This window comes from Pseudanabaena sp. PCC 9330, from assembly GCF_055795045.1.
Map to the genome: position 1 here is coordinate 507,027 of NZ_JAYFES010000115.1, position 25,935 is coordinate 532,961.

The window sequence follows — 25,935 nt, forward strand, 5'->3', positions numbered from 1 at the left end:
ACGGCAGGGACGCGCGGCGGGTTTTCGAACCCGATGCGTCGATCGCCCCAGCCCGGAGATGCTGAAATTTGCGGGTTTCTGTCTGCGCCTCTTTAGCTGTCGTAATCTATGAAGGCGATACAAGAACTTGTGGCGGCGGTTGAGCGCTGGTGGGCGTTGGAGCAGCAGGCTCTGCGGTCTCTGGCATCGCGCCCGGCAACGGCAACGCGATCGCCCAGCGTTTCCTCCCAGCCCGATCAGCCTGTTGCCACCGTTGACCTTTTGGTGCCGCAGTCCAGGTTGCTCTCTGGAGGGCGACCTCAACCCTGTCGATCTAACCGTCGTCGCAAGGGCATTCGCCATCCTAAATTGGCCTTTACCCTGACGGTGCTCACCCTGACGGCAGTGCTGGGTCAGCGATTTTACAACCAGCCCGGGTTGCAGGTGGGCAGCGTGGCCCCCAATACTATTTTTGCTCCCGACGATGCCCGGGTCGAAGACAAAGAGACCACCGAAGAGCGTCGTCGCGACGCCCGTAATGGAGCGCTACGGGTGATGCGTGTCGAACCCACCACCGATGATGCTGTGCTGCGATCGCTCAGCAACACAATCACTCAGCTGGGTGACATTCGCCGCCAGGCCGGGGTTGTGCCCTTTGTCTCCACTGAGAGGCTGTCGACCCAGGTGCAGATCTACCTACGCCGCTCTGACGATGCCACCTGGCTAAAGCTGCGCAGCCTGATCGACCCCCTGGCTGACGACAGCCTACGGGGAGAGCCCGTTTCCCTAGAGGCGCTGCTGCGAAACCAAGCCCTCAGCCCTGACCAGCAGCAAGCCCTGGGTGAACTGTGGAGCTACGGCCAGCGCTCGAGCAACAGTGACCTGAGCCAGCTGCTGACTGCCGTTGAAACCGCCCGGCAGGGTTATCAGCAGGCCATGGCTAACTTCACCCTGCTGGCCAGTCAAACCGAGAACATTACCCCCACGCCTCAGGTGTTTGATCTGCCCTCGCAGGACTGGGCCACTACCCAGGTTGAGATTCGCCGGGCGGTGGAGCGCATGCTCGCCCAGGGCATTGCTGCGGGTCTGCCCCCGGAGATGCTTGACCGGGCAGTGTATCTCCAGCTCAAAGATACGGTGCCGCGTACCGTCGAACCCCTGGCCCGCGAATTGATCCTTTCGAGTCTTCAGCCCAACCTGGTAGAAGATACCGATCGCACCCGACTGCAGGCCGATATGGCTGCTGAGGCGGTCAAGCCTGTCTACGTCGAGGTGCAGCAAGGCGATCTGATTGTCAATGCCGACGACCCCATCACCCAGAGCACATTTGTGCTGCTTGACCATTTCAACCTTAGCCAGCGGCGATTTAACTACTGGGGGCTGGGCATGTTTGGCGGCCTCGTGGCTGGGGGGGTAGGCCTATTTCTGCTGATCGAGCATCGGGTGCCCCAGCGCCTGCGCCAGCAAGACTATCTGCTGATTACCGCCATGGTAGTCAGCACCGGGGTGATGAAAATGGTGGGGGTGGCGGCCTACGGGCTACCGGCCATTGGTCTGTTGGCAGGCAGTTTTTACGGCCCGGTGCTGGGGGGTACCCTGGTGCTGCTGGTGGCTACGCTGTTGCCCTTAGGGGCGGGGGCCAGCGGCATTTCGTTTATGGCAGGGGCCGCTGGAGCCTTTGTCTGTAGTCTGCTGGCCGGACGCATGCGATCGCGCGAAGAGCTGGCTCTCCTTGGCGGTGGGGTTGGCCTCACCCAGGGGGTCGCCTACCTGCTGCTCACCCTGGTGGTCAGTCCTGTGTCGCTGATCTCTGCCTGGTCGGGTATGCTCACTGGGGCAGCGCTCCAGGGCATCTACGGGGTCATCTCTAGCGTGGCGGCCCTGGGCCTGAGCCCCTACCTAGAGCATCTGTTTGACCTGGTTACCCCCATTCGCCTGGCAGAGCTGTCAAACCCCAACCGGCCCATGCTTAAGCGACTGGCCTCTGAGGCACCGGGCACCTTTCAGCACACGGTGTTTGTGTCGAGTCTGGCCGAAGCCGCCGCCCGTGCCCTGGGCTGCAATGTCGAACTGGTGCGAGCTGGCACCCTTTATCACGACATCGGCAAAATGCACGACCCCCAGGGTTTTATCGAAAACCAGATGGGTGGCCCCAACAAGCACGACGAGTTAAATGACCCTTGGCTCAGCGCCGACATCATTAAAAAACACGTTACCGAAGGCGTTGTCATGGCCCGCAAGTGCCGTCTGCCCAAGGCGGTGCGGGCTTTCATCCCTGAGCACCAGGGCACTATGCAGATCAGCTACTTCTACCACCAGGCCCAAGAACTGGCCAAAGACGACCCCACTCTCACGGTGAAAGAAGCTGACTTTCGCTACGATGGCCCGACGCCCCAATCGCCTGAGACGGGCATTGTGATGCTGGCTGACTCCTGCGAAGCGGCGCTGCGATCGCTCACTGATGCCACCCCCGACGAGGCCTTGGCCATGGTCAACCGCATTCTCCGCGCTCGCTGGAAAGACAACCAGCTAGTCGACTCAGGGCTTACCCGCCACCACATGGCCCTGATTGCCGAAATTTTTGTGCAGGTGTGGCAGCAGTACAACCACAAGCGCATCGCTTACCCCAAGGCGGCCCTGGCCCCAAAGGTGAGCTGAGTGATGCCCCTTTGGATGCCTTTTTGGAAGACGGTGCGATCGCTGCTAGTAGCCTTGACCCTAGCTCTGCTGCTGGTGCTAGCCCTGGCGGCCCCGGCCCTGGCTTCGGTACATACCTACCACGAACAGCCAGGACAGACCACCTACCGATCGCGCCAGAGCCTGCGCGACCAAAACGATATGGCCTGGCAGGCCACTGTCTTTAAGCGCTATGTGGGAGAAGACTTCCAGGGAGCTTACTTGCGGCTGGTAGGATTTCCGGGGCAGGCTACGGTAGACCTGCGGCGCGAGCTGCTCATTGAGACTGGCACTGCTACACGGTGGCTGGCTTCCCCTGCCCTAGACCCCGAAACCCAGGCCCTACCCGACAACGTGGCCCAGTACGATCTAGCGGCGGTTCTCAGTCAGCTTTCACAGCCCATTCCCCTCACCCTGTTGGTGCCCCAGGCCAAAGCTCCAGATGCCCGACTGGTAGCAGCCCCCTACGTTGTGGCTGAGTGGCTAGAGATTTGGGCCATGGCAGTGGGTACCTCGCCCCCGTAATTGGCATCGGCAAAGAGGGCCAAAGGAGGGCTAGGCATAGATTGACTGGGCTCAATCTCTAGACCCTGGCGACTAACCGATGGCCTTATCCCTAGACAGAGCCCTCAGTTACACCAAATCCGCATCGCATACTTGCTGATACTGCATCTGCACTCCACCCCCCCGATTCCCAACCGGCCAACCTGTAGGGGCGTACCGCTGTGCACCCGGTTGCATCGGGGGTAACCAAGCAGAATTTGGTCTCATACCGAATCCGAATTCCACCCCCCCGATGGTCAATCGGCCAACCTGTAGGGGCGTACCGCTGTGTGCCCGGTTTCATCGGAGATAACCAAGCAGGATTTTGAGACGTTTAAAAATAAAAAGCCGGGTAAGGCGCTATCACTGAGGAGGAGCGAACCCCCGCAATGTCCTGTGGCCCTACCCGGCCTTAGCTTTGGAGCACACGCGAGTCTACAGGATGTCTAAATAATCGGCCATAGACCCAGATCCGCCAATACATGAAAGTTCTGGAAAGTTCTGGATCTTAGTCAGGAAAGGGGTAAGCCAAAGCTTTAAGAGCGAGAACTGGAGAAAAAATGCCCGCTTTTCTGAGCTTACCCAAAAATCCATCAAAATATTCCGCCAACTTGGGAACTTTCTCGGCGTGGGGGCGTCGGCTCCAATTGTTTGACCCGGTTGACGCCCTGGCCTGCTACCGAGTAATGGCCATGAAATCCACGCTGCCAGCGGAGGTGGGGGTGAGGGCGGCAGCTTTGATCGGGCAGTAGTGCAAGCTACCGCGAAGAATGTAACGAAAAGTACATGGAGAAAAGCTAAGGAACGCAACGCTAGGTACCAATTCATCGCTGCCGTCACCTAAGTAGGCGATCGCTTAGGGTAGGATGATTTTGCTCATTTCCTATGGCAGGTTTATGCTCGTTATCGGTCTGATTTTTGTTGTCGGTCTTGCCCCAGCCATCATTTCGGCCTGGTTTAGCGTACGGGCTGACCAAGACGAAAAGCAAAACGATTGCTCGGCGATGGCGACAGGCCTGGGCCAGGGTATGCGCAAACTGCTCGACGGCAATGCCGACATGCACCTTGTTGAGGGGCTGGGCTACATGATTGGCGACATTACCTGCGACCAAAATGCGCGATCGCCCTACCTCCGTTGCGCCGTCAACCCCATGGGCCCCTGCGATGGTTGTAGCAGCTATGCCCCAAAAGTCTTTGATCGACAGATTTAACCCAAGCTCGTCAGTGAGCCCACCAGTAGGCACCTAGGTATCACCCTGGGTGCCTTCTTGTATCCAAGCCATTCTCAGCGCCAGCATCACAGCTTGGGTCACGGCCTTGAAGCCGACGATCGCCCACAGCCTGAGCCGACCGCGATACAATCATTAAGACAATCCTCTAAACCCCGACCGGAATACCGGGGTTTGTGGGAGAATAGCTTCAGCAACTGCTGAGCAGCATTTTTTGCCCCTGTCGAGAGAGATTAACGGAGATTAGATATGACGCTTCAACTTGGCGATCAAGTTCCAAATTTCACCCAGCAGACCAGCGAGGGTGAGATCGATTTTTACACCTGGGCTGGCGACAGCTGGGTGGTGCTATTTTCGCACCCCGCCGACTATACGCCCGTGTGCACCACCGAGCTGGGCAGCGTCGCCAGGCTCAAGCCCGAGTTTGAAAAGCGCAACGCTAAGGTGATCGCTCTCAGCGTAGACAGCGCCGAGTCGCACCAGGGCTGGATTGGTGACATCAACGAAACCCAGGGTGTCAGCGTCAACTACCCGATTATTGCTGACGACGACAAAAAGGTCTCTGACCTTTACGGCATGATTCACCCCAATGCCAACGCCAAGCTCACTGTGCGCAGCGTGTTTGTGATCGACCCCAGCAAAAAACTGCGCCTCACCATCACCTATCCGCCTAGCACCGGGCGCAACTTTGCCGAAATTCTGCGGGTGATCGACTCCCTGCAGCTGACCGACAACTACAGCGTCGCCACCCCGGTAGATTGGAAAGACGGCGACGATGTGGTGGTTGTCCCCACCATTCCTACCGAAGAAGCCAAGCAGCGCTTCCCCAAGGGCGTGACCGAGATCAAGCCCTACCTGCGCATGACCCCCCAACCCAACAAGTAGGTTGCCCGATCGCACCTCAGCCCAGTTCTAGGGTTTTGTCTATTGCGAGACTCTGACGCTGAGCTGACGGTAGCGGTTGTATGTGCAACACTCGGCGCACTTCGGTGCGCCTTTTTATTGCCGTTTTTCTATCGTGCTGGGTAGAGGTGGGTGGCAATGTCTGTACTACACTAGCCCTAGAGACGTGTCCCCCAGGTTCTATCGTGCTAGACGAACAGGCTAAAAAAACGCTTTTGCGCAAAATTCCTCACGGGCTCTACATCTGTGGGGTCAAAGATGGCGACGACCTCAACGGTTTTACCGCCAGCTGGGTGATGCAGGCCTCCTTTCAACCGCCCCTGGTGGTCAACTGCGTTAAGAATGACTCCACCTCCCATGCCATGGTCAAAGCCAGCGGCGTCTTTGCCCTAAGTTTTCTAGAGGCGGGGCAGAAAGATCTGGCCCAAAACTTTTTCAAGCCCCTGCGCCGCACGGGCAACAAGTTTGAAGACATCGAGTTTTACCCTGGCCCGGTCACCGGCTGCCCCGTGATCAAAGACACCCTTGGCTATGTCGAGTGCCGAGTCGTCGGTAGTGTCGAGCACGGTGACCATACCGTCTTTGTCGGCGAAGTCGTCGGTGCCGCAATCCACCGAGAAGGGGAGCCACTGCTGCTAGAGAGCACCGGCTGGAACTACGGCGGCTAAGTAAGTTTTGAAGTCTCAGTTTTGAATGCTGAGTTGTCCGGGTAAAGCTTTAATCCAAAATTCAAAGCTCTCCTTCATCTTCCCCACCCTTCTCATATCCTCTCTCATATCCTCCATGCCCCTGATCAAAATTCAAACCTCTATCCCCACCCCTGAGAAAGCCGAGGTTGAAACGCTACTGAAGGATCTCTCCGCCACCCTGGCCAGCCACCTGGGCAAGCCCGAATCCTATGTGATGACGGCGTTTGAGGGAGATGTGCCGATGACCTTTGGCGGTACCACCGACCCGGTGTGCTACATCGAAATCAAAAGCGTGGGCACCATGGGCAACAAGACCAAGGCCATGAGCCAGGAGTTTTGTGCGAAGGTCGAAAGTGCTCTGGAGGTGCCCAAAAACCGTATTTATATAGAGTTTGCCGATGCCCCCGGAGTGATGTGGGGCTGGAATGGCGGCACCTTTGGCTAAGTTTTTGTGGCACCCCGGCTGATATCGACACCGCAATGGGCAGATAACACCTTGTGGGCACTGCCCCCGGTCAGTATCGGTAGGCAATCCTAACTAGGGCTGTAGCCCAGTCACGCTGCCCGGTTCTAGCGGCATGTTGGTGCTCTGAATAGAGCACCGTGAGGGGCTGCTTTGGCTCTGCATCACCCGCACGGTGGTTTCACCGCGAATGTTGGAGTAGGTGGTTGCGCCGCCGCCGGTTTCCATGCGAGCAGGAGTGTCGAGCCAGGTGATGCCGTCGAGGCGATCGTGCACCCGCAGCATCAGGTCGTTGTCGCGACGATAGACGCGGGCGGTGGTGCGGTTGGTGCCATTACAGATCAGCACCGTGGTCTCAGCGGCGGGTGCTGGCACACCGGGGATCTGCTGATCTTCGTACAGCTCCACATAGGCGGCAAACACCCAGCCCTCGATGGGGCCAGTGACAATGTAGAGCCAGCTGCCATCAACCTGAATCACTTTGGCCTGGGTGCCCCTGGGTAGGGTGCCGCGCACGGCGAAGTTGGTGCCGGGGCCAGAGCGCACATTCAACAAGTCGGTACGCACCTCGGCCACTTGGGCAAAGGCGGCTGCCATGGAGAGACCGACGGCGGCGGCGGCGCTCACCAGGGCGATCGCCAGATTGCGTATTTTCATAGGGTATGGATCCTTAAAATCAGTCGAGAACGTCCATCAGGCCGCGCTTCCCCCCGGCAGAGCCTTAGGAACGACGATTGGGGCCGAAATTGGATTAGCTGAGCAGAACTTTTGTACTTTTTTACTCTATGGTCCAAATCTAAGGAACTCATAAACTTGAGTCTATGGGTAGCCAAAGATACGTATCCTGAGGGGTGCGATCGCAGCTTTGGGCAACGAGGCTGAAGAACCTGCAAGACAGGGCGAGCAAGTTGCCAAGGTTGGCCCTAGCTCAGCAACCTCTACATCGATGCCGAGTTGCGCCTGGTTAAAACGCACCCTAGTTGCACTACTGAGGTATGCTTTCCGGCGCTAAAACGGTACGTCTTTGTCAGGGTGGGAGGGTTGTTTGGCGGCGGCCTCTGAAGGTTTTAGCGGCTCATTCCCCAACGGCCCGTCATCTAAATCGACCACCTGGCCGTTGAAAAATTGGGCAAAGTTCTTAACGGCGCGATCGAAGTCGCTGGCAATGGCCGGCAGCGCGGGCGGGGTGTGATCGGGCGGGGGTGACGCTGGAGCTGAGTCTGTCTTTGGGGACGAAACCGGCGGCGGGGGAACCGGTGCCGCTCCTATGGGCCGGATTGCAACGGCTGGTTCTGGCGCATGGGTTGGCGATGGGGCTGGCACGGGGGGCTGGCTTTGACCGACAGCCTGGCTGATATTGGCCGCCGGGGCCTCAGGCTTTGGGTCGGGCAGCACCTCCAGGGAAACCTGCACCGTTTGCCCCAGCACCTTGTGAAACGCGGCTTCGACATTGTCAATGCGGCCCTGGGCCATTTTGAACAGCGGCCTAGAGCTAATGCCCACGCGGGCGACCACACCATCGTAAAACAGCAGGCTACCCTGCTGCTGCATGAGGGCGCGGGTGCCGAGGGGCTCTAGCACTGCAATAACTTGGATCCATAGATCGGCTAAATTGCCGCCGGGGACAGGGGACGAAGAAGCCTGCCCACTGTCGGCAGGGGGAGAGACTGGGTCAACAGGCGGTGGGGGTGAGGTATCGGCGGGGGTGGGGGTGGATTGAGGGGGGGGTGGAGATAAGGATGGGAGTGGTGTTGATTGGGGCGGTAGGGGAGTGGGAGCGGCGATCGCGGCAGAACTGGCCTTGGGGATGGCGATCGCACCTCCATTTCCCATAGCCTGACTTGCCAAAGTCGAGGGCAGCAGGCCCAGGAGGGTAACTTCTAGCCAGAGCCGGGGCTGGGTGGTGTTTTTCACCTGCACTTCGGCGGCCCGCAGGTGCTGCTGGCCCAGCAAAAAAATGGTGGCATCTAGGGGCTGCACCAGGGTCTGCATCTCGGCCCAGGTAGGGGGAGTAATGGCGACTAGATCCTGGCGATCGCCCGCCGTCTTGGCAATCAGCAGATCGCGATAAAACCCCGCCAAATTTTGCAGCACAATCAGCGGTTCGCGGCCTCGATCCATCAGGCGGCGGGCCACATCGAGCACGGTGGTGCTGTCGTCGCTGAGAATGGCTTGCACCAGGGCCAGCAGATCGCGCTCGGGCACCGCCCCCACCAGATCCCATACTGCGTCGGCCCCAATGGGTGGCTCTAGTAAACTCAGCTGGTCGAGCAGACTCTGAGCATCGCGCAACCCCCCTTGAGATACCTGAGCAACCAGGCGCAGGGCTTCGTCGTCAATGGCAATATCTTCTAAATCAGCAATTTTCCGCAGATGCCCAATCATCGGCTCTAGGGGAATGCGCCGGTAGTCAAACCGCTGGCACCGTGAAATAATCGTCGGCAACACCCGCTGCGGATCCGTTGTGGCCAAAATAAACACCACATTGCTCGGCGGCTCTTCTAGAGTTTTGAGCAGGGCATTGAACGCCGCCGTACTGAGCATGTGGCACTCGTCGATCACATAGACCTTGTAGCGGCACTGCACTGGGGCAAACTGGGCGCGCTCGATCAGTTCGCGGATGTTGTCGACGCCTGTGTTGCTGGCAGCGTCAATTTCAATAAAATCGAGCGCCGAGCCGTTGGTGATCGAGCGGCAGGTCTCGCAGGTGCCGCAGGGGTGGGGGGTGGGGTGGTCTTGGGCAATACAGTTGAGCGATTTGGCCAAAATGCGGGCGCTAGAAGTCTTGCCCGTGCCGCGCGGGCCGCAAAGCAGGTAGGCTGGGGCAATGCGCCGCTGGTTGAGGGCATTGGTGAGCGTGGTGGCGATCGCATCTTGCCCCACCAGAGCGCCAAAGGTCTGGGGGCGATACTTGTGGTGCAAGGGTTCGTAGGCCATAGCACTAAGATACCGTGCCCGCTGACCCGATGGCCCGTTAACCCGATAGGTTAAGCGGTCTAGGCTGGCTGCCAGTGTTCTGGAAGCTCAATGATCAGCGTTTCCATCTCAGACATGGCGATCTGGGAGGCCTGCCCCCGGCTTTGACGGACTCGTGCCTGGGTCTTTTGGGCCAAGACTTTGACCTGGCTGACCGCCGCTGAAATGTCTTGCTGGCGTTGGCATTGCGCCTCGGGTGGCGGAGCAATTGGCAAATGCGCCATCATGGTCGCCCGTGGGGGGCTGTCGCCCGGCCCATAGCCTCGAAAATAGGCCAGCGCTAGCCGTCGAAACAGGTCTTTCAGGTGGGCGGGCAGATCTTGCTCCACCTGGGCCGGTTTCTCTAGCAAATCGACCAACTGCCCCATGGCGTGGGCAATCAGCATGTTGTCTTGGCTGTTGGTCGGGTAAATATCCTTAAGATCTAGCCAGCAAGCCTCAAATGCGTCCAGTTCTCGTAGCATCATGGGGTTACACCGTGGGGAGTCGTGACGATAGTAGGTACACCCTGCCCATGACCTTGTTGATGGTGTCCAGGGAGGACAATCCGGTCTTGCCCTTAGCATTCCCTCTGGTAGGGTCAACTCGACAGAGACTAACCCGCGATTTTTAAGGACTTTTGTTACAAATGGCCATCATCGAGCGAATTTATACCGACGGCGCTTGCTCCGGCAACCCCGGCCCCGGTGGCTGGGGTACTGTGCTGTATCTGGCCGATGGCGGGATGCATGAAATTGGTGGTGGCGAGGCCCCAACCACTAACAACCGCATGGAAATGCAGGCGGCGATCGCCGGGCTCACCCTGCTGCGCGACAGCGGCCAAACTACCCCTCTCACCCTACACACCGACAGCGAGTACGTGCTCAAGGGCATCACCCAGTGGATCGCGGGCTGGAAGCGGCGCGGCTGGGTCAACTCGGCCAAAAAGCCCGTGCTCAACCGCGATCTGTGGGAAGTCATGGATGCCCTGGTGATCGAAGTCAACCAAACCCTCGATCGCCCCCTCCAGTGGGTCTACGTGCGCGGCCACTCTGGCGACCCCGGCAATGAGCGCTGCGATGTGATTGCTCGGGCCTTTGCCGCCAAACGGGCGATCGCCCTGACCACCGCCCCTGACCTTTAAGCGTCCGAACGTGTGAACGTTAGAACGTTTTAACGTTCACACGACGATCAATAGAGACGATCAATATATATAGAGTGCTGTCTCCAGCGAGGAATGCTGTGCTGCTGTCTAAAGGCTTTGAAATCGAGATGTATACCGGCACCCCGGCGGGGGAAATCGTCGGCCTTTCGGATCGCATTGTCGCCAACCTGAATGGCTTTGTGCGCGAACCCGACAGTCGCAATGTCGAATACACCACCCCGCCCCTGTGCCAGTACGAAAAACTGCTGTGCGAACTGGTGCGCCCCCGCCACGAGCTGCGCCGCTACCTCAAAACCCTGGGCGACTACACCCTCATACCCGGCAGCACTCTCGCCCTGGGCGACACCGATCGCTTCTATCGCTCTGACCCCAGCAACCCTTACCACGCCTATATCGAGCAGACCTATGGCACCACCGTGGTCACCGCCAGCGTCCATATCAATATCGGCATTTCCGACCCTGAAACCCTGATGCGAGCCTGTCGGCTGGTGCGGGTCGAAGCGCCCCTTTACCTGGCCCTCACCGCTTCGTCGCCCTTTTTGGGCGGGCAGATTACTGGCTCCCACTCTAGCCGCTGGCAGGTGTTCCCCAAGACGCCCGCCCACGTGCCCCTATTTACCAGCCACGCCCACCACATTCAGTGGACCGAGCAACAACTGGCCGCAGGCACCATGCAAAACGTGCGCCATCTGTGGTCGTCGGTGCGGCCCAACGGCGATCGCCGCCCCTACAACCTCAACCGCCTCGAACTGCGCATTTGCGATCTAATCAGCGACCCCGTAGCGCTGCTGGCGGTGGCGGCCCTGCTAGAATCGCGGCTAATGCAGCTGATCCAAAATCCTGAGTTAGATCCCCTCAAGCTGAGTCAGTTCCCCGCCGATCGCCGCAACGATGACCTGGTGGCCCTCAGCGATGCCAACGAAATGGCCGCTGCCAAGCACAGCCTCGATGCCACCCTGCACCACTGGCAAGACGGGCGTCCTATGCTTGCAAGAGAGTGGATCCAAGAGTTGTACGATGAAGTCTGGCCGATCGCTAAGGCCAACGGCATCAGCTGCTTTCTTAGCCCGGTCAAAAAAATTCTGCGGGAAGGTAATGAAGCCCAACGCTGGCTGAGCGAGCATAAAACAGGACAGTCTATCGATCAGGTGATCCAGAGGGCGATCGCCGATGTTGCCACCAGCGAAGGACTGCTCGCTCGAGAGCTCTGTGAACCCTGCGCGGCCTGAGCCTAAAGCGCCCTTAGGGTCAATATTTACTTATAGGAGCAATAAGGAAAGCTTTTATAAGTAGAACCCGATCCCCTTGCCCCGAGCTACTTTTCCATCAGGGTGAAATTGCGGAGGGAAGTATTAATAAAATCTATATCCCCTAGACTTTTCTGCTTTTCCTCCTGATCAATCCTGCGCCAATCTACCCAAGCTGCCGTTATTGCTGCGATCGCCATGCCCGCCATCGTCCTAGTTAATCCCCAAATCCCCCCCAATACGGGCAACATAGCCCGCACCTGTGCCGCTACAGCCACCCCGCTACACCTGGTAGAGCCCCTAGGATTTGAGCTGAGCGATCGCGCGCTCAAGCGAGCCGGTCTCGACTATTGGCCCCAGGTTGACCTCACTCTTCACCCCGACTGGGAGGCCTTTGCTGCCCAGCACCGCCAAAGGGGAGGGCGCACCATCGGGTTTAGTACCTCTGGGCGATGTAGCTATACAGACATCGCCTATCGAGCCGATGACTGGCTTCTGTTTGGCAGTGAAACCGAAGGTCTGCCTAAGCCCATACTTGCCGCTTGCGATGAGACCGCCTTCATCCCGATGGATCGCAGCGTTGTCCGCAGTCTCAATCTGTCGGTCAGTGCAGCCATTGGTCTTTTTGAAGCCTTGCGCCAGCTTGCAGCTAGCCCACCCCAAAGCTGCTAGTTCAAAGCCATCGACCGATCGGTGCCTCTCGTGGGCCAGGTTAGGTGCTTTAGACAGCCCGCTGGCAGAGATCGGTTGATTAAGGTGAAGCGGTTAATCACTATGGAGTAATGGGAATCCTGCCCATTGCCAATCCTCCCCCGTGATGCATAGAGCAACTGGTGGTGCCCTTGCTGCCTGGGCAACAGCCCCTAGAACAAAGGCTTGAGCCCATTTCATCCGCTCCATCTGCACAGCAGTTTTAGGCAAACGAGCTGACTCTGAAAATAGCGGTCATCGGCGATACCAAACTAGGGCAAGCCCGATAAGAAATTCATATAGCCTGGTCAAAAACCGGACGATCTGCCCAGAAGGCCGACTATGCGACCTCGGCTAAGACGGTCTTACACAATAGCGATCGAGCCTGTCAGCAAAGGTTTTATGGTTTTTGTCTGAGACATCTTGTCGGCCTGGCAGTGGAGCTAGGCTGCTGATATAGGCCTTAGTACTGTGGTAGGTAACACGCTTGCCAAATACTTTTTTTTAGGGTTAAACGTTTATGTTGAGCCTGCAAAAATATCGCAGTCTATCCGGTTGCATACCCAAACGCAGGAAGAAGGCAGAAAGTTTAGACTTGATTTTCGTGTTAAGTCATGTAAACTTGCCTTGATTGCCAAAGCGGGGTAATCTTACCTAGCCAAGGCGAAGTTCTGTTGATCCGTTGTTGTTCTGTAGCTGACAGCCCACCTAAAGTTTCGTTCTGTCTGAGGTTTCCACCCCTTGGTGCCTCTTTAGTTCGGTCGGCTCATAGGTTTTCATAGGTTGTTAAGCGCTGGTTTACAGGAGGTCGTTCCTTGAAACGCGTAGTTCCCCAAGAGTCTCAGGTAGATAGCCACAGTCCGAGTTTGAGTGGTTCTCAAGTTGAGATATCCGGAGGTTATCGCCGAGTGCAAACTTCGGCAGCCATGCTCGGTATAGCTTTGTCCTTCGGAGCACCTGCTTCGCTGCTGGCCGAGCCGGAGATGGCCCTAGCCGCCGACGGCTCTACAGTCAAAGTCTTGCCTGCGTCGAGCCAAGCCTCGCCCCAGTATTCTGAGTTCACTGCTGCCCAGGGCACCAAGCCATCTGCCTATCACACTGTGGCCCCGGGTGAGAGCCTGTGGCAGATCGCAGCTAGTCACAAGGCCGATGTTCAGTCGATCAAGGTCGCTAACGGTATTGCCTCTGACGACGTGCTGCGAGTAGGACAGGTCATTCGTGTGCCCTCCGTTGGTATGTCCAGCCTGGCTACTGATGCCGAAGTCTCTCGCCTAGCGCTGAAGCTTGATACCACCGGCGGTGTTGGGGGTGACATGATGTCGTCGCTGGCCACCACCAGTGCTGCGCCAATTATTCCTCTGGTTGACGATCTGGAGAAGGTTTCAGAACTTGAGGCCTTGCTGTCTGCCGATGCTGATTTGGACAATGACGAGTTGTCTGCTCAGCTTGAGCCAGGCCATACCGCGTCTACTGTCGACTCACTTCTAGACGACAGCGAAGGCTCTACCTTGGCTGAGGCTGCTCCACAAACCTCGTCTGTGCAAGTTGCTCTGGTTCCCCCGACACCCGAGGCTGATGATCAGTGGTCTGTCACAGAGGCTCAGCCGATCGTTGCCGCGACGGTGCCTGCCCCAGAGCCTGCTATTGCTTCGTCCTCATCGACTGAGTCCGAATCTTCTGTCCCTTTCGCTAGTCTCCCCCTCCATGAGGAGGTGGTTGCCGTTGAGCCTCAGCCTTCGTCTCCTGAGGCAGCTAGCGAGAGCAGCACTAAAAAAGATTTGGTGGCGATTTTGCCCTCCGTTTCAGCGGCACGCCAAGTCTCCAGTCCTGCGGTCAATGCGCGCACCTATCAAGTCAAGCCTGGCGATACCCTCTGGTCCATTGCTGCCCGCAATGGTTTGACTTTGCAAGAGCTGCTCAGCCATAACCAGGCGGTCAGCCAGCCTGAAGCTCTGGCAGTGGGTGACAATCTCAGCCTGCCTGCGATCGCAGGCAATGCTGATGCAGCGGAGGCGACTGAGTCTGCTGTGGTCAGCACCTCCAGCTTGGCGGTGGCTCCTCGCAATCGAGACCAGGTGATTCGTGATCATCTGGCCCGTATTCGTGAGACCAACAACGCACTGCTTAATCGCGATGAGTTAAACGCGCGCATTCGCGATGCTCGAGATGAGCTGGCCCGTAGCCGTGGTGAAGATGCTCCTGAGGCAGTCGCCCCTGAGGCCGTTTCCCTTGAGTACTACGCTCCCGAGCCGGTCGCCTTGGCGTCTAGCAGCGTAGACGGCGTTAAGCCGGCCACATCTTCTTCTGCTCTAAGCGTTCGAGAGGGAGTTGAACCCTCTTTGGCCGACTGGACGGTTACGGATGTCGCCCAAGCTGATGTCGTTCAGAGCGATGCAGGCCAAGAGCAGCCCCAACAAATTGCGGCTCTTCGGCAAAATACTGCGGTCACTGCAGATGAGCCCTCTATCACTGGCGATAATTCAGCACCCAATTATCTTTTAGCCGCCGCGCCCCTTGGGGCTGAGGCCTACCGGATTGCACCTAATGTGCCTGTGGGGCAGTCGGTGACTCCAGGTATGCCGATGATGCCTGGGGCCAGTGAGTTTTTGCCTGAGGCACCTGCCCTGTCAAATGGCTATATATGGCCTACTCAAGGCACCTTTACCTCTGGCTATGGCCCACGCTGGGGCCGCATGCACCGGGGTATTGATATCGCTGGGCCGGTGGGCACCCCGATTGTAGCTGCCGCCAGTGGTACTGTCGTACGCTCCGGCTGGAACTCAGGTGGCTACGGCAATCTGGTTGACATTCGTCATTCTGACGGCAGCATGACCCGCTACGCCCACAACAGCCGCTTGCTGGTGCGTGAAGGTGAGCAGGTGCGCCAGGGGCAGCAGATTGCAGCCATGGGCAGCACGGGCTACAGCACTGGGCCTCACCTTCACTTTGAAGTACATTTGCCCAGCGCTGGTACGGTCAACCCCATGGCTTACCTGCCAGGTCGATAGATCAGTTACGTCAGGCCTAACTTGGGGCAGTAGTTTCCCCAGGTTCAAATGTCGCTTATGGCATTGGTTTAGGCTTATACGTAAATTTTGAGCGGGCTAGCTTCAGGCTAGCCCGCTTTTTGGGTATATGAGTTTTTCGACTCTTGCTGGTTTAGACTTTGAAGCCCTGCTGCCAAAACGGGAGCGGGATCACAGCTATAGCTGGCTTCCTGCAGGGCGGGCGACAAAAGTGGGAAGCAGCTCATACAAATCCTGCTTGCCTACCCCCGATTCAGCAGGGCGAACGACTGTTCGCCCCTACAGGTGGGCCGGTTGGAAATCGGGGCTAGGGAATTCAGATTCGGTATCAAATCTCGTTTGGTATAGAGACCTATAGTGTGATAAATTTATTAACTGTTGGTTAGTTGTTACATAGTTGGCTTTTGCCCACCAATAGGCCAACCTATAAGCAACTAATCTATCGTTATGGCTCAGTAGCTCAGTGGTAGAGCAGGGGACTCATAAGCCCTTGGTCGCGTGTTCAAATCACGCCTGAGCCATTTTTACCCGACGTAGCGCCAGCAGCCTTCATAGGCTAAGTACTATGATGGTATTGTTCATCATGGGCTTGTACTGTTGGGAAGCGCGCTATGACTGATGCGAAGGAAGGCTGTTTACGGGTCGGTCAGATGGCGCCAGACTTTACTGCCACCGCCGTTGTCGATCAAACTTTCAAGGTGGTCAGGCTGTCTGACTACCGGGGTAAGTACGTTGTTCTTTTCTTTTACCCTCTCGATTTCACCTTTGTATGCCCGACAGAAATTGCAGCCTTTAGCGATCGCCACAGTGAGTTTAGCGACCTCAACGCTGAGATACTCGGCATTTCTGTAGATAGTGAGTTTGCTCACCTAGCCTGGATTCAGACCGAGCGCAAGCTGGGCGGTGTGGGCGACCTCAACTATCCCCTGGTGTCTGACCTTAAAAGAGAAATCAGCACGGCCTACAACGTACTCGATGTTGAGAGCGGCGTTGCCTTGCGGGGGCTGTTTATCGTCGATCGTGATGGGGTATTGCAGCATGCCACCATCAACAACCTGGCTTTTGGCCGCAAGGTCGATGAAACCCTGCGGGTATTGCAGGCGATTCAGCATGTGCAGGCCAACCCTGACGAGGTCTGCCCCGTTGACTGGCAGCCCGGCGATAAAACGATGAACCCCGACCCGGTCAAATCGAAAGAGTTCTTTGCTGAGGTCTAACCTCTTCTTCTCTCCCTATGACACCGGCTCTCTCTAGCCCTTCGACTGTTTCTGGCTGGCGTTATTGGGTGCCGCTGCCGCCGCGTTTTGATCTTCTCTTGGGGCAAATTCCTCCAGACTTTGCTCTCTGGGATGTCACCCACGATCGCACAGTGCGTTTGGCCAACTGGCGCGGTAAGCAGCCAGTGGTGATTACATTTGTGCGGGGTTTAGCTGATCTGGTCTACAGTCCCCAGCGATACGCTCATCTGGTGGCCATGAATGAGGCCTACCCGACTTTTCGCAATGCGGGGGCTGAGGTGCTGGCGGTGACCCCTGCTGCACCGCGCCAGGGGCAGGCGATGGTGAGCGATCTACAGCTCACGCTGCCGCTGCTGTGCGACCCGACAGGCGACACTTTCCGCCGTTACCACACTGGCCGGGCCTGGGGATCGCCATTGCCAGCTCAGTTTGTGCTCGACGCCCAGGGACGGCTGCGCTCCAGTCATCTATTTTCGCTGCTGCACTCCCATGCCGATCCGGCGCAGCTGCTGGCGATGGTAGAGGCTCTTTAGGGCAACTTTGGCGAAAATACCTCAGGATTTTGTTGCCTCCCGAGGGCGCAGGCCCTGCATTTCTACAGAGGGTATCTTCTTTTCAGCAATCTCCTCACTACAAGCTGCTCTAGACAATCAGATGACAGAACGCTGTTTAAAGATTTCATGAAGAAGCAGTATCTTTACGGATTTAGATTGACCTGAAGATCGGAGTTAATAGAGGCGAGAGCGTTTTATGTAGCGACTACCTTGCCATGTCAACCGGCAATATAGCGCGAACCGACACGTCAAGACCCCATCTACAGCCATACTAAGCGCCTCTATCGAACCACCTAGTATGCGGTGGAGGACACCAATGGCTAACGATTTACAGGCCACAAAGCGCTTAGTTGAGATTATTCGAGACTTATGCCTCGCCCCTAGCCTCGATATTCTCATGACCCTGGTGGGAGTCGCTGCCCGCGAACTCACCCATGCCGATGGGGCTACCTTTGTACTCAAAGAGGGGGATCAGTGCTTCTACGCCCACGAAAACGCGGTGGCCCCCCTTTGGAAGGGGCAGCGGTTTCCGCTCTGTAGCTGCATCTGTGGCTGGGCGATTAACCATAAACAGGCCGCCATCATTGAAGACGTGTACAGCGATGCGCGGATTCCGGTAGAAGCCTACGCCCCAACCTTTGTGAAAAGCCTGACTGTCGTGCCCATGCGTCAGAACAACCCGGTCGGCGTGATCGGCGTGTACTGGGCCGAACGCCATCACCCCCTGGCCGAGGAGGTGGAACTGCTGCAAATCTTAGCCGACACCACTGCCACGGTGCTCGATCGCCTGCTCGATCAAGAGATGCCAGAGGCGGAGGCGCGATCGCAGCTCGAAGTACTTGAGCACACCAATGCCAAACTGCGGGCCGAAGTCTTGCAGCGCCACACGACCGAAGCTGAGCTAACGCGGCTCTCGCTCACCGATAGCTTGACCGGCTTGTACAACCGACGCGGCTTTTTTCTGTTGGCTAACCCACAGCTGCTGCAAGCCCATCGTCAGCAACAGTCGGTGACGGTCTTCTTTATAGATGTTGACTATCTCAAGCAGGTCAACGACCACTATGGCCACGAGGCAGGCGATTGGCTGATTTTGGGCACCGCCACCAGTCTGCACAAAACCTTCCGCGAGGGTGATATTTTGGCGCGGCTGGGGGGCGATGAATTTGTGGCGCTAGCGATCGACTGCGCCGATAGCCAAGAGGTGGTCAATCGACTCAAAGCCAATGCCGATATCTTTGCCCAAGAAAACGATCTCCCCTATCCCCTCTCGGTGAGTGTGGGGCTAGCGGTGAGCCAGGCGGAGGGTGCCAACCCAACGTTGAATCAGCTGGTTTCCCAGGCCGATACCGCCATGTATGCCCAAAAGCGGCGTCGACAACAGCTCAACATCGCCGAGATCAAGGCCGCTCGGCAGTGGGGTGTTTGAGATCGGGTACTGGCTATCGACCAGCCCGATCTGCATGCGGGTTGACTAGCCCAGCAGCGGTGTGAGATCTAGGTGCTCACCCACTGCCTCCGTGAGTTCATTGAGAATGGCCTCGCGCTGTTCTCGGTAGTTAGGGATGCCTGTGGGCAGCGACCCCAGACCCCGCTGCTGGCGCAGGCGGTTGAGCCAGGCCCGCCGCCAGGGGCCGTTGTCAAAAATGCCGTGGAGGTAGGTACCCCATAGCGACTGGCTGGCGTCGACTACGCCCAGGCTGCGGTCTTCAAACAAAAACTCAAACTTGTTGCCGCCCTGCTCTTCTCCTTCGGAGAGAATGAGCTGGGTGCGGCCCTGGTGCAGTTCGTAGCCCGACACCGGCAGACCTTCTTGGGGAAAGCGGGAGCTGACGGTGCGCTGGCGGGCAATTTTTTGCTGGGTGATCACTGTCCGCAGGGGAAACAGATCGAGGCCGGGGAAACGGCCCTCGTGACCCTCAATGCCCTCGGGATCGGCTAAAAACTGACCCATCATTTGAAATCCGCCGCAGACCCCCATGACGGTGCCCCCAGCCGCGACGTAGTTTTGAATTTCTTCGGCCATGCCGCTGCGCTGCAAAATCAGCAGGTCGGCAATGGTGGTCTTGGTGCCGGGGATGATCACCGCGTCGGGGTAGCCGAGTTTTTCTTTGGGGCTGAGGTAAACCACGCGGACGTTGGGCTCGGCCTCTAGGGGGTCGAAGTCGGTGAAGTTGGAGATGCGGGGCAGGCGAATGACGGCGATGGTGATGTCGGCCTGTTTTTTGCTGCCGGGGGTGCGATCGAGCAGGCTCAGCGAGTCTTCGGCAGGTAGGGCGTTTTCAATCCAGGGCACGACGCCGAGCACGGGGATGCCGGTGCGCTCTTTGAGCCAGGCTAGGCCGGGCTCTAGCACTTCGCGCTGGCCGCGAAACTTGTTGATGATGATGCCTTTGACCAGGGCGCGTTCTTCAGGATCCATTAGCTCTAGGGTGCCGACGATGTGGGCAAACACGCCGCCGCGATCGATGTCGGCCACCAGCACGGTGGGGGCGTTGAGGTGCTTGGCCACCCGCATATTGGTCAGGTCGCGGTGCTTGAGGTTGACCTCGACTGGGCTACCGGCCCCCTCGCAGACCAAAAAGTCATAGTCTTGGCCGAGGCGAGTGAGGCTTTCTTGAATGGCCTGCCAGCCCTGGGTAAAGAAGTTTTCGTAGTACTGCATGGCGGTGGTGCGGCCCACGGCTCGGCCCTTGAGAATGACCTGGGAGGTCATGTCGCCCTGGGGCTTGAGCAGGATCGGATTCATCTCGACCTGGGGGGGCACGCCAGCAGCCCAGGCCTGGACTGCCTGGGCATAGCCCATTTCGCCGCCAGTGGCGGTGACGTAGGAGTTGAGGGCCATGTTTTGCCCTTTGAAGGGGGCAACCCGCCAGCCCCGACGGCTGAGAATGCGGCAGAGGGCCGTGGTGATTAATGATTTACCCACGTGGGAGGCTGTTCCCACTACCATGATTGCTCTCATGGAGCGTCTCCAAAGTTGAATGAGCTTGACGGCAGGGCTCAGGCTTGTGCCCGAAGCCGCTCCCTATGCAGATACTTCAGGAACAACACAACTTATCAGGACGATGCTATCTCAAGTACGTGGCGTAGTGCCTGGTTTTACCCCGGCAAGACTCTACTTTGGGGCTTTGGGCCGGAACTTTGGCCTAGGGTCTATTTGGCTCTGGGCGGGATAGTGCTCAGATGCCCACCCCATAGGGCCATCGCAGCCATCGGCACCACGCATTATAGAGATGATCGCCTAGGGAGGGGCGATACTGGGCTGGGGAGAGAGCAGAAAGGTGATTAAATACCTGCCGCCCCAGGGGGGTGAGGCGAAAGCTATCGGTGAGGCCCTGGCCGTCGACTTCGCGGCGCAGCAGGCCCACGGCAATCAGCCACATCATTTCGTTTTCGGCCTGGAGCTCGGCTAGGCGGCGGCGGCTGTAGCCGCTCTTGACGCCCGCTGAACCGCACACCTGGCGAATGGAAACACTTTGCGATCGCAGATCGGCCAGCAGCTCTAGCCGTAAGGAAGAGCACCGAAAAGCACGTTCGGCCCGCTGGAGCGATCGCCGGGGATAGCGAAGGGACAGGGCTGGGCTGGGTTCGGCTAGGGGCGTGGGCATAGCGAGCCTTTGGAGTTCCCTGCAAGAGTTCTCTTTGATTGTAGGTGCATTTTTAGCTGCATTTCGCGATCGCCCTGGCTGAGAGCCCCAAGGGCAACCAATGGGGCCGAGGCCCGCTCACCACTGAGCTGCATCTCTAGACTGTTCATCTCTTAATTTAGTGTTGCACCTCGGGGATATAGCCATCTTCGGTGTTAGGGTTAGGCATCATTTCAGGCCCCTGGGTGGGGATCTTGGGTCACGCCATGAGTCCAAAAGTTTTGCCGGGTCAGAGTTACCCCCTGGGGGCCACCGTCTATGCTGTCGGGGTCAACTTTTGCCTTTACTCCAAACACGCCACGGGCATTGAGCTGCTGCTGTTCGATGCTGCCGATCTGACCCAGCCCAGCCGGGTGATCAGCTTCGACCCAGAGTGGAACCGCACGTTTTTCTACTGGCATATGTTTGTGCCGGGGCTCAAGAGCGGTCAGATCTACGCCTACCGCGTTCAGGGGCCTTTTGAGCCCGCCCTAGGCCACCGGTTTGACCCCACCAAGGTGCTACTCGACCCCTACGCCCGAGCTATTGTCGGGGATGACGCCTACGATCGCACGGCGGCTATTTGCCCCGGCGACAACTGCGCTACTGCCCTCAAGGGGGTGGTGGCCGACACCCGCAATTACGATTGGCAGGGCGATCGCCCCCTGCGGCTGCCCTACTCTCGCAGCGTCATCTACGAGATGCATGTGGGCGGCTTTACCCACCACCCCTCCTCGGGGCTGCCCGAAGAGCAGCGGGGCACCTACGCGGGGCTGATTGAAAAAATTCCCTACCTCAAAGATCTGGGTATCACCGCTGTTGAGCTGCTGCCCATTCACCAGTTTGACCGTCAAGACGCCATGCCCGGCCGCGAAAACTACTGGGGCTACAGCACCCTGGGGTTTTTTGCCCCTCACCGCGCCTACAGCTCAGACAAGAGCCCCCTGGGGCCAGTGAACGAGTTTCGCGATCTGGTCAAGGCGCTGCACCGGGCCGGTATCGAAGTCATTCTTGACGTAGTGTTTAACCACTCGGCTGAGGGCAACCACGAAGGCCCTACCCTCAGCTTTAAGGGCATCGACAACGAAACCTACTATCTGCTTGAAGACGACCCGGCCTACTACTCTAACTACAGCGGCTGCGGCAACACCCTATCGCCCAACCATGCCGTGGTGGGCCGCATGATTCTTGACAGCCTGCGCTACTGGGTGTCGGAGATGCATGTGGATGGCTTTCGCTTTGACCTGGCCTCGGTCATGTCGCGAGATATCACCGGTAAGCCCCTAGAAGATCCACCCATTCTCTGGAATATTGAGTCGGAGCCGATTTTGGCGGGTACCAAAATCATCGCCGAAGCCTGGGACGCCGCCGGGCTATACCAGGTGGGCACGTTTATCGGCGATCGCTTTGCCGAGTGGAATGGCCCCTACCGCGACCACGTACGTCAGTTTGTCAAAGGCGACCCCGGCGTGGTGCCCGACCTGGCGGCCCGCCTCTTGGGTAGCCCTGACATCTACCAAAAGCCCGACCGTGAGCCCAACCGCAGCATTCACTTTGTCGCCTGCCACGACGGCTTTACCCTCAATGACCTGGTCTCCTACAACCAAAAGTACAACGAGGCCAACGGTGAGCATAACCGCGACGGCACCGACGCCAACTATAGCTGGAACTGTGGCGTCGAAGGCCCCAAGGCCCCGCCAGAGATCGAACAGCTGCGTCAGCGGCAGATCAAAAACTTTCTCACACTGCTGTTTATGGCCCAGGGCACCCCGATGCTGCTGATGGGCGATGAGATTCGCCGCACCCAGCGGGGCAACAACAACGCCTACTGCCAAGACAACGAGATCAGCTGGTTTAACTGGGATGCCGTCGGGCAAGAAAAAGCGCTGCTGGTTTTTACCCAAGGGCTGATTCACTTTATTCAAACCCTCCAGGTGTTTCGTCTGGAGTATCTGCTGCGGGTGACGACTACCTGGCACCCAGAGCCTCACCTCATCTGGCATGGCACTCGCCTGGGCCAGCCTGACTGGTCTGAACACTCGCGCACGCTGGCGTTTACCCTACGTCACCCCGACGCCAAGGAAGAGATTCACGTCATGCTCAACGCCTACTGGGAGCCGCTGATGTTTGATCTGCCTGGGCTGGCTCCGGGCAATCACTGGCACCGCATTGTCGATACCTGTGTGGCACCGCCCCGAGACTTTTGCTACCCCGACCAGTCACCTATGGTCGAGGGAACGTTATACCCGGTTGGGCCGCGATCGTCGGTGGTGCTGATGAGTCGGCCTCAGGGCCAAAAACCCGCAAATCAGTAGACGCAGTAAACCTGACATGACCTGATTTTGGGATAAGGAAGTCTTTGGTGCAGCAGGCTCACTGTCCCCTCCCAATCAAGGGTAGGGGTGGTTTTAGTCTAGGCCAGTTAGTCTATGCCAGTAAGAGAGTTCACCGTATCTGGTGTATTCCGCAGCAGTTTTGACTCACCCCGCCCTCTGGGCACCCCTCCACGGAGGGGATGTGGCCAGCTTTGCTGCTGCATGGGATGTCATCGGGCTGCCACGATATCAAAGCCGTCTCAGCACCTGGGGTAGCAATTCACCCGGCAGCTTTGACAACACCGCCTGCTGGCCAGAAATGCCAAAAATTTCAAAATTGAGATGCACGTTGTACACGATCGCCGTGAGTAGCACCTCTAGCTGTTGGGGGCTGTCGTGCCAGCCCTGGTAGGCGAGCAGATAATGGTCTAGGGCGGCTTCTAGGTGGTGCTGGCGCGCTTCGGTTTGCCCTGGGGGGAGAGCCTGGGCCAGCTGGTCGTGCACCACTCCGGCGCTGTGGCAAGTGGCCCACGGGTCAAACCCCAGAGATGGAGAGGGGGCGGTTTGCAGGGCAGCTTCGGCGGCGCTGAGGGCGGTTTCGTAGGCGGCTGTGGCCTGCTGTAGGGTGAGGATCCGCTGATCGACGGCGATCGCCCCCTGCTGGGCCAGATCCCAGTAGGCGGTGCCAAGGTTGTTGGCGGTGGCGGCACAGCCCGCTGGGGTGGTGGCCAGGGTGCGATGGGTGAGGGCGGCCTGGTAGGCGGTGATCGCCCGCTCTAGCAAAAATATCGGCTGCTGGTGCTGGGCCAGACTCCAGTAGGCAATGCCCAGGTTATTTTGCACCATGGCGTAGTCGAGGGGGTTAGCCTCGGCGGTGTGGCAGCGCAGCGCCTCGGCATAGGCCTGAATCGCCTGGGCCAGGTGGTGCTGAGGTTGGTGGTGCTGAGCCAGCCGCCAGTGGATCGCCCCCAGGCTGTTTTGCAGGTTGGCGTAGTCGAGGGGCGATCGCTCTGCTGGGCTATAGTCTAGAGCGTGCTGATAGGCCTCTACGGCCTGCTCCAGGCAGGGCACCGGTTCCTCTATGTTTGCCAGCAGCCCGTAGACCGTGGCCAGGTTGCCGTAGATGCGCCCCAGGGTATCAGTAGGGATATGACCCTGACCGCCCTTGAGCGCTTTTTTGTAGGTGGCCACGCTGCGGCGTAGCCAGGGAGTGGGGTCGGTAGTGCTCTCGTGCTGGCCCTGGAGCCAGTAGAGACTGGCCAGGTCGTTGAGAGCATCGCACCAGTCGGTGGTGCCCTCGGGCAAGTGGCCTAGAGCCTGATCGTAAACGGCGATCACAAAGTCTAGGGTGTCGGGAGTTGGCGCTTCTCCCACCAGGCGATCGCGCCCGATCTGCCCCAGCGCCAGGTAGGCCCGTGACAGAGTCAATGGCCCGGCCTGCTGCTTGGCTAGAGCTTGAATGTAGCGCCACAGGTTGGCTAGCTCGGCATCTTGAGCCAGATGGGCAGGCAGTTGCAGGGTGGCACTGGGCTCAGGGTTTAGAGGGGCCGCAGCGGCAGGGCTTGCTGTTGACGGGGCCAGAGTTTCTGCCAGTATTTTGGCCGGGGGTGGGGTGGGCTCGGCCCGTTGTAGGGCCGCCAAAGTTTCGGCGGTGGTGGCCGCCTCTGGGGGCATCACAATGCTAGAAAATACCCCCTCCCCCAGGTCGGTGGCAGTTGGCGATGGCGTTTGCCCCCAGAGCGTAGGCAAAGCGGGCGTGGGCAACGCGAGGGGGGGCGGGGCCACCGGGGTGGGTTTGGGGCGCGGCGGGGGCGGGGCCGGAGACGTTGATGCGGGGGGCGCAGGTTGCTCAAAGGTAGAGAGATCGTCGCGCAGCACTCGCCAGAGGTCGGGTTGGCTACCGGCAGAGGCTGGCGGGCTGGGGGGCTCTGCTGGTGTCTGAGGTGGCTCTGCTGCGGCTGTCTGGGGGCTGGGCTCGCCCATAAACTCAAAGAGGCCGCTGCGCGATCGCCAAAACCCCGGCACAGCCTGGCGAATCTTGCCCAGCCACGGACGCGGCACCCAAATCACTAGCCGACAGTCGAGCTGAGTCAGCAGCGCATCGACCCGCAGCAGCGAGGCCAAAAACCGATTTTGCACCGTGGGTGACTGGCGGGTGAGCTGATCGATACCGATAATTTGAAAAATTGGCGTGGCGGGCAGGCTGCCCTGCTGTCGCCGCTGCTGCTTGAGCCATAGCAAGACTTCGCGCACTAGATCGGGGCGATCGCCGCTCAGGGGCAAGGTCACTAGGGTCAGCTGCCGCGATCGCACCTCGGGGGCCACTGGCACCGTCTCGGGCAGGGGGCTAAAGTTGGTCTCTAGGCGCAGGGCCAGCGTAGCTTGCAGGGCCACGTCGTCGCACACCGCCAGCAGCAACTGCCGCCGCAGGTTGAGTTGCAGAGCTAGGCGCAGCTCTTGGTAGACGGCCTGGTTGTGGCCCAGGTAGGTTTGCGAGTTCAAAGACACAGTAGCGGTCACGGTGGGTAAGATGCAGAGCGCGCCAGCCAATTTCTATTCGTAGAAGGTGTCTGACCCCTTTCCATTACACTTCACCTCAGGAGGAATGGACTCAGGACGACAGCATCATTTTCAGCC

General features: G+C 58.5%; 21 protein-coding genes and 1 tRNA gene. 16 read left to right on the forward strand and 6 right to left on the reverse strand.

The genetic code is table 11. The annotated features are described in order from the left end of the window. The first annotated feature begins 108 nt into the window (after positions 1-108). From AC0QKW_RS19545 to AC0QKW_RS19575, 7 genes are all read left to right on the forward strand, one after another. Positions 109-2,637: an HD family phosphohydrolase gene (locus tag AC0QKW_RS19545; protein ID WP_473152761.1), complete on the forward strand. Its 2,529-nt coding sequence runs from the start codon at positions 109-111 to the stop codon at positions 2,635-2,637. A 3-nt stretch (positions 2,638-2,640) separates the two neighbouring features. Next, on the forward strand, positions 2,641-3,180 hold the full coding sequence (locus tag AC0QKW_RS19550; protein WP_473152762.1) for a DUF3122 domain-containing protein: 540 nt from the start codon (positions 2,641-2,643) through the stop codon (positions 3,178-3,180). A gap of 578 nt (positions 3,181-3,758) precedes the next feature. Beyond that, the gene (locus AC0QKW_RS19555; protein WP_473152763.1) at positions 3,759-3,950 is read left to right on the forward strand and encodes a hypothetical protein; all 192 of its coding nucleotides are present in this window, start codon (positions 3,759-3,761) and stop codon (positions 3,948-3,950) included. A 144-nt stretch (positions 3,951-4,094) separates the two neighbouring features. Beyond that, a complete protein-coding gene (locus AC0QKW_RS19560; RefSeq protein ID WP_473152764.1) occupies positions 4,095-4,409 on the forward strand; it encodes a DUF6464 family protein in 315 nt (104 codons plus the stop codon). A 267-nt stretch (positions 4,410-4,676) separates the two neighbouring features. Then, entirely contained in the window at positions 4,677-5,312 is a 636-nt protein-coding gene (locus tag AC0QKW_RS19565) for a peroxiredoxin (RefSeq protein ID WP_473152765.1), read from the forward strand. Between the two features lie 203 nt (positions 5,313-5,515). After that, complete coding sequence (locus AC0QKW_RS19570; protein WP_473152766.1) at positions 5,516-5,998, forward strand: flavin reductase family protein; 483 nt, start codon at positions 5,516-5,518, stop codon at positions 5,996-5,998. A gap of 115 nt (positions 5,999-6,113) precedes the next feature. Further along, the gene (locus tag AC0QKW_RS19575) at positions 6,114-6,464 is read left to right on the forward strand and encodes a phenylpyruvate tautomerase MIF-related protein (protein WP_473152767.1); all 351 of its coding nucleotides are present in this window, start codon (positions 6,114-6,116) and stop codon (positions 6,462-6,464) included. 93 nt (positions 6,465-6,557) lie between these two features. On the opposite strand, the gene AC0QKW_RS19580 is transcribed toward AC0QKW_RS19575, so the two are convergent. The 3 genes from AC0QKW_RS19580 to AC0QKW_RS19590 all read right to left on the reverse strand — a co-directional run bounded on the left by AC0QKW_RS19580 (position 6,558) and on the right by AC0QKW_RS19590 (position 9,925). Further along, positions 6,558-7,139, reverse strand: coding sequence for an SH3 domain-containing protein (locus tag AC0QKW_RS19580; protein WP_473152768.1), 582 nt, complete (start codon positions 7,137-7,139; stop codon positions 6,558-6,560). A gap of 351 nt (positions 7,140-7,490) precedes the next feature. Then, positions 7,491-9,419 (reverse strand): DNA polymerase III subunit gamma/tau, encoded by a 1,929-nt coding sequence (locus AC0QKW_RS19585; RefSeq protein ID WP_473152769.1) that lies wholly within the window; start codon positions 9,417-9,419, stop codon positions 7,491-7,493. Positions 9,420-9,478: 59 nt separating this feature from the next. Continuing rightward, positions 9,479-9,925, reverse strand: a complete 447-nt coding sequence (locus AC0QKW_RS19590) for a hypothetical protein (RefSeq protein ID WP_473152770.1) — start codon at positions 9,923-9,925, stop codon at positions 9,479-9,481. Positions 9,926-10,086: 161 nt separating this feature from the next. On the opposite strand from AC0QKW_RS19590, the gene rnhA reads away from it, so the two are divergent. The 8 genes from rnhA to AC0QKW_RS19630 all read left to right on the forward strand — a co-directional run bounded on the left by rnhA (position 10,087) and on the right by AC0QKW_RS19630 (position 18,783). After that, the gene (gene rnhA / locus AC0QKW_RS19595) at positions 10,087-10,581 is read left to right on the forward strand and encodes a ribonuclease HI (protein WP_473152771.1); all 495 of its coding nucleotides are present in this window, start codon (positions 10,087-10,089) and stop codon (positions 10,579-10,581) included. A 98-nt stretch (positions 10,582-10,679) separates the two neighbouring features. Further along, entirely contained in the window at positions 10,680-11,831 is a 1,152-nt protein-coding gene (gshA, locus tag AC0QKW_RS19600; RefSeq protein WP_473152772.1) for a glutamate--cysteine ligase, read from the forward strand. A gap of 216 nt (positions 11,832-12,047) precedes the next feature. Then, the gene (locus tag AC0QKW_RS19605; protein ID WP_473152773.1) at positions 12,048-12,521 is read left to right on the forward strand and encodes a tRNA (cytidine(34)-2'-O)-methyltransferase; all 474 of its coding nucleotides are present in this window, start codon (positions 12,048-12,050) and stop codon (positions 12,519-12,521) included. Positions 12,522-13,354: 833 nt separating this feature from the next. After that, the gene (locus AC0QKW_RS19610) at positions 13,355-15,547 is read left to right on the forward strand and encodes a peptidoglycan DD-metalloendopeptidase family protein (RefSeq protein WP_473152774.1); all 2,193 of its coding nucleotides are present in this window, start codon (positions 13,355-13,357) and stop codon (positions 15,545-15,547) included. Positions 15,548-16,014: 467 nt separating this feature from the next. Beyond that, a tRNA-Met gene (locus AC0QKW_RS19615) sits at positions 16,015-16,086 on the forward strand. Between the two features lie 90 nt (positions 16,087-16,176). After that, positions 16,177-16,782: a peroxiredoxin gene (locus tag AC0QKW_RS19620; RefSeq protein WP_473152775.1), complete on the forward strand. Its 606-nt coding sequence runs from the start codon at positions 16,177-16,179 to the stop codon at positions 16,780-16,782. Between the two features lie 17 nt (positions 16,783-16,799). Beyond that, on the forward strand, positions 16,800-17,336 hold the full coding sequence (locus AC0QKW_RS19625; protein ID WP_473152776.1) for a peroxiredoxin family protein: 537 nt from the start codon (positions 16,800-16,802) through the stop codon (positions 17,334-17,336). 337 nt (positions 17,337-17,673) lie between these two features. Then, a complete protein-coding gene (locus tag AC0QKW_RS19630; RefSeq protein ID WP_473152777.1) occupies positions 17,674-18,783 on the forward strand; it encodes a sensor domain-containing diguanylate cyclase in 1,110 nt (369 codons plus the stop codon). Positions 18,784-18,828: 45 nt separating this feature from the next. On the opposite strand, the gene cobQ is transcribed toward AC0QKW_RS19630, so the two are convergent. Together cobQ and AC0QKW_RS19640 are read right to left on the reverse strand one after the other, a co-directional pair. Next, complete coding sequence (gene cobQ / locus AC0QKW_RS19635; protein WP_473152778.1) at positions 18,829-20,319, reverse strand: cobyric acid synthase CobQ; 1,491 nt, start codon at positions 20,317-20,319, stop codon at positions 18,829-18,831. A gap of 217 nt (positions 20,320-20,536) precedes the next feature. After that, positions 20,537-20,965 carry an Npun_F0494 family protein gene (locus tag AC0QKW_RS19640; protein ID WP_473152779.1) on the reverse strand — a complete coding sequence of 143 codons (429 nt, stop codon included), beginning with the start codon at positions 20,963-20,965 and terminating at the stop codon, positions 20,537-20,539. Between the two features lie 245 nt (positions 20,966-21,210). On the opposite strand from AC0QKW_RS19640, the gene glgX reads away from it, so the two are divergent. Next, complete coding sequence (gene glgX / locus AC0QKW_RS19645) at positions 21,211-23,298, forward strand: glycogen debranching protein GlgX (RefSeq protein WP_473152780.1); 2,088 nt, start codon at positions 21,211-21,213, stop codon at positions 23,296-23,298. A gap of 249 nt (positions 23,299-23,547) precedes the next feature. On the opposite strand, the gene AC0QKW_RS19650 is transcribed toward glgX, so the two are convergent. Then, on the reverse strand, positions 23,548-25,806 hold the full coding sequence (locus AC0QKW_RS19650; RefSeq protein WP_473152781.1) for a tetratricopeptide repeat protein: 2,259 nt from the start codon (positions 25,804-25,806) through the stop codon (positions 23,548-23,550). Between the last annotated feature and the right edge of the window lie 129 nt (positions 25,807-25,935).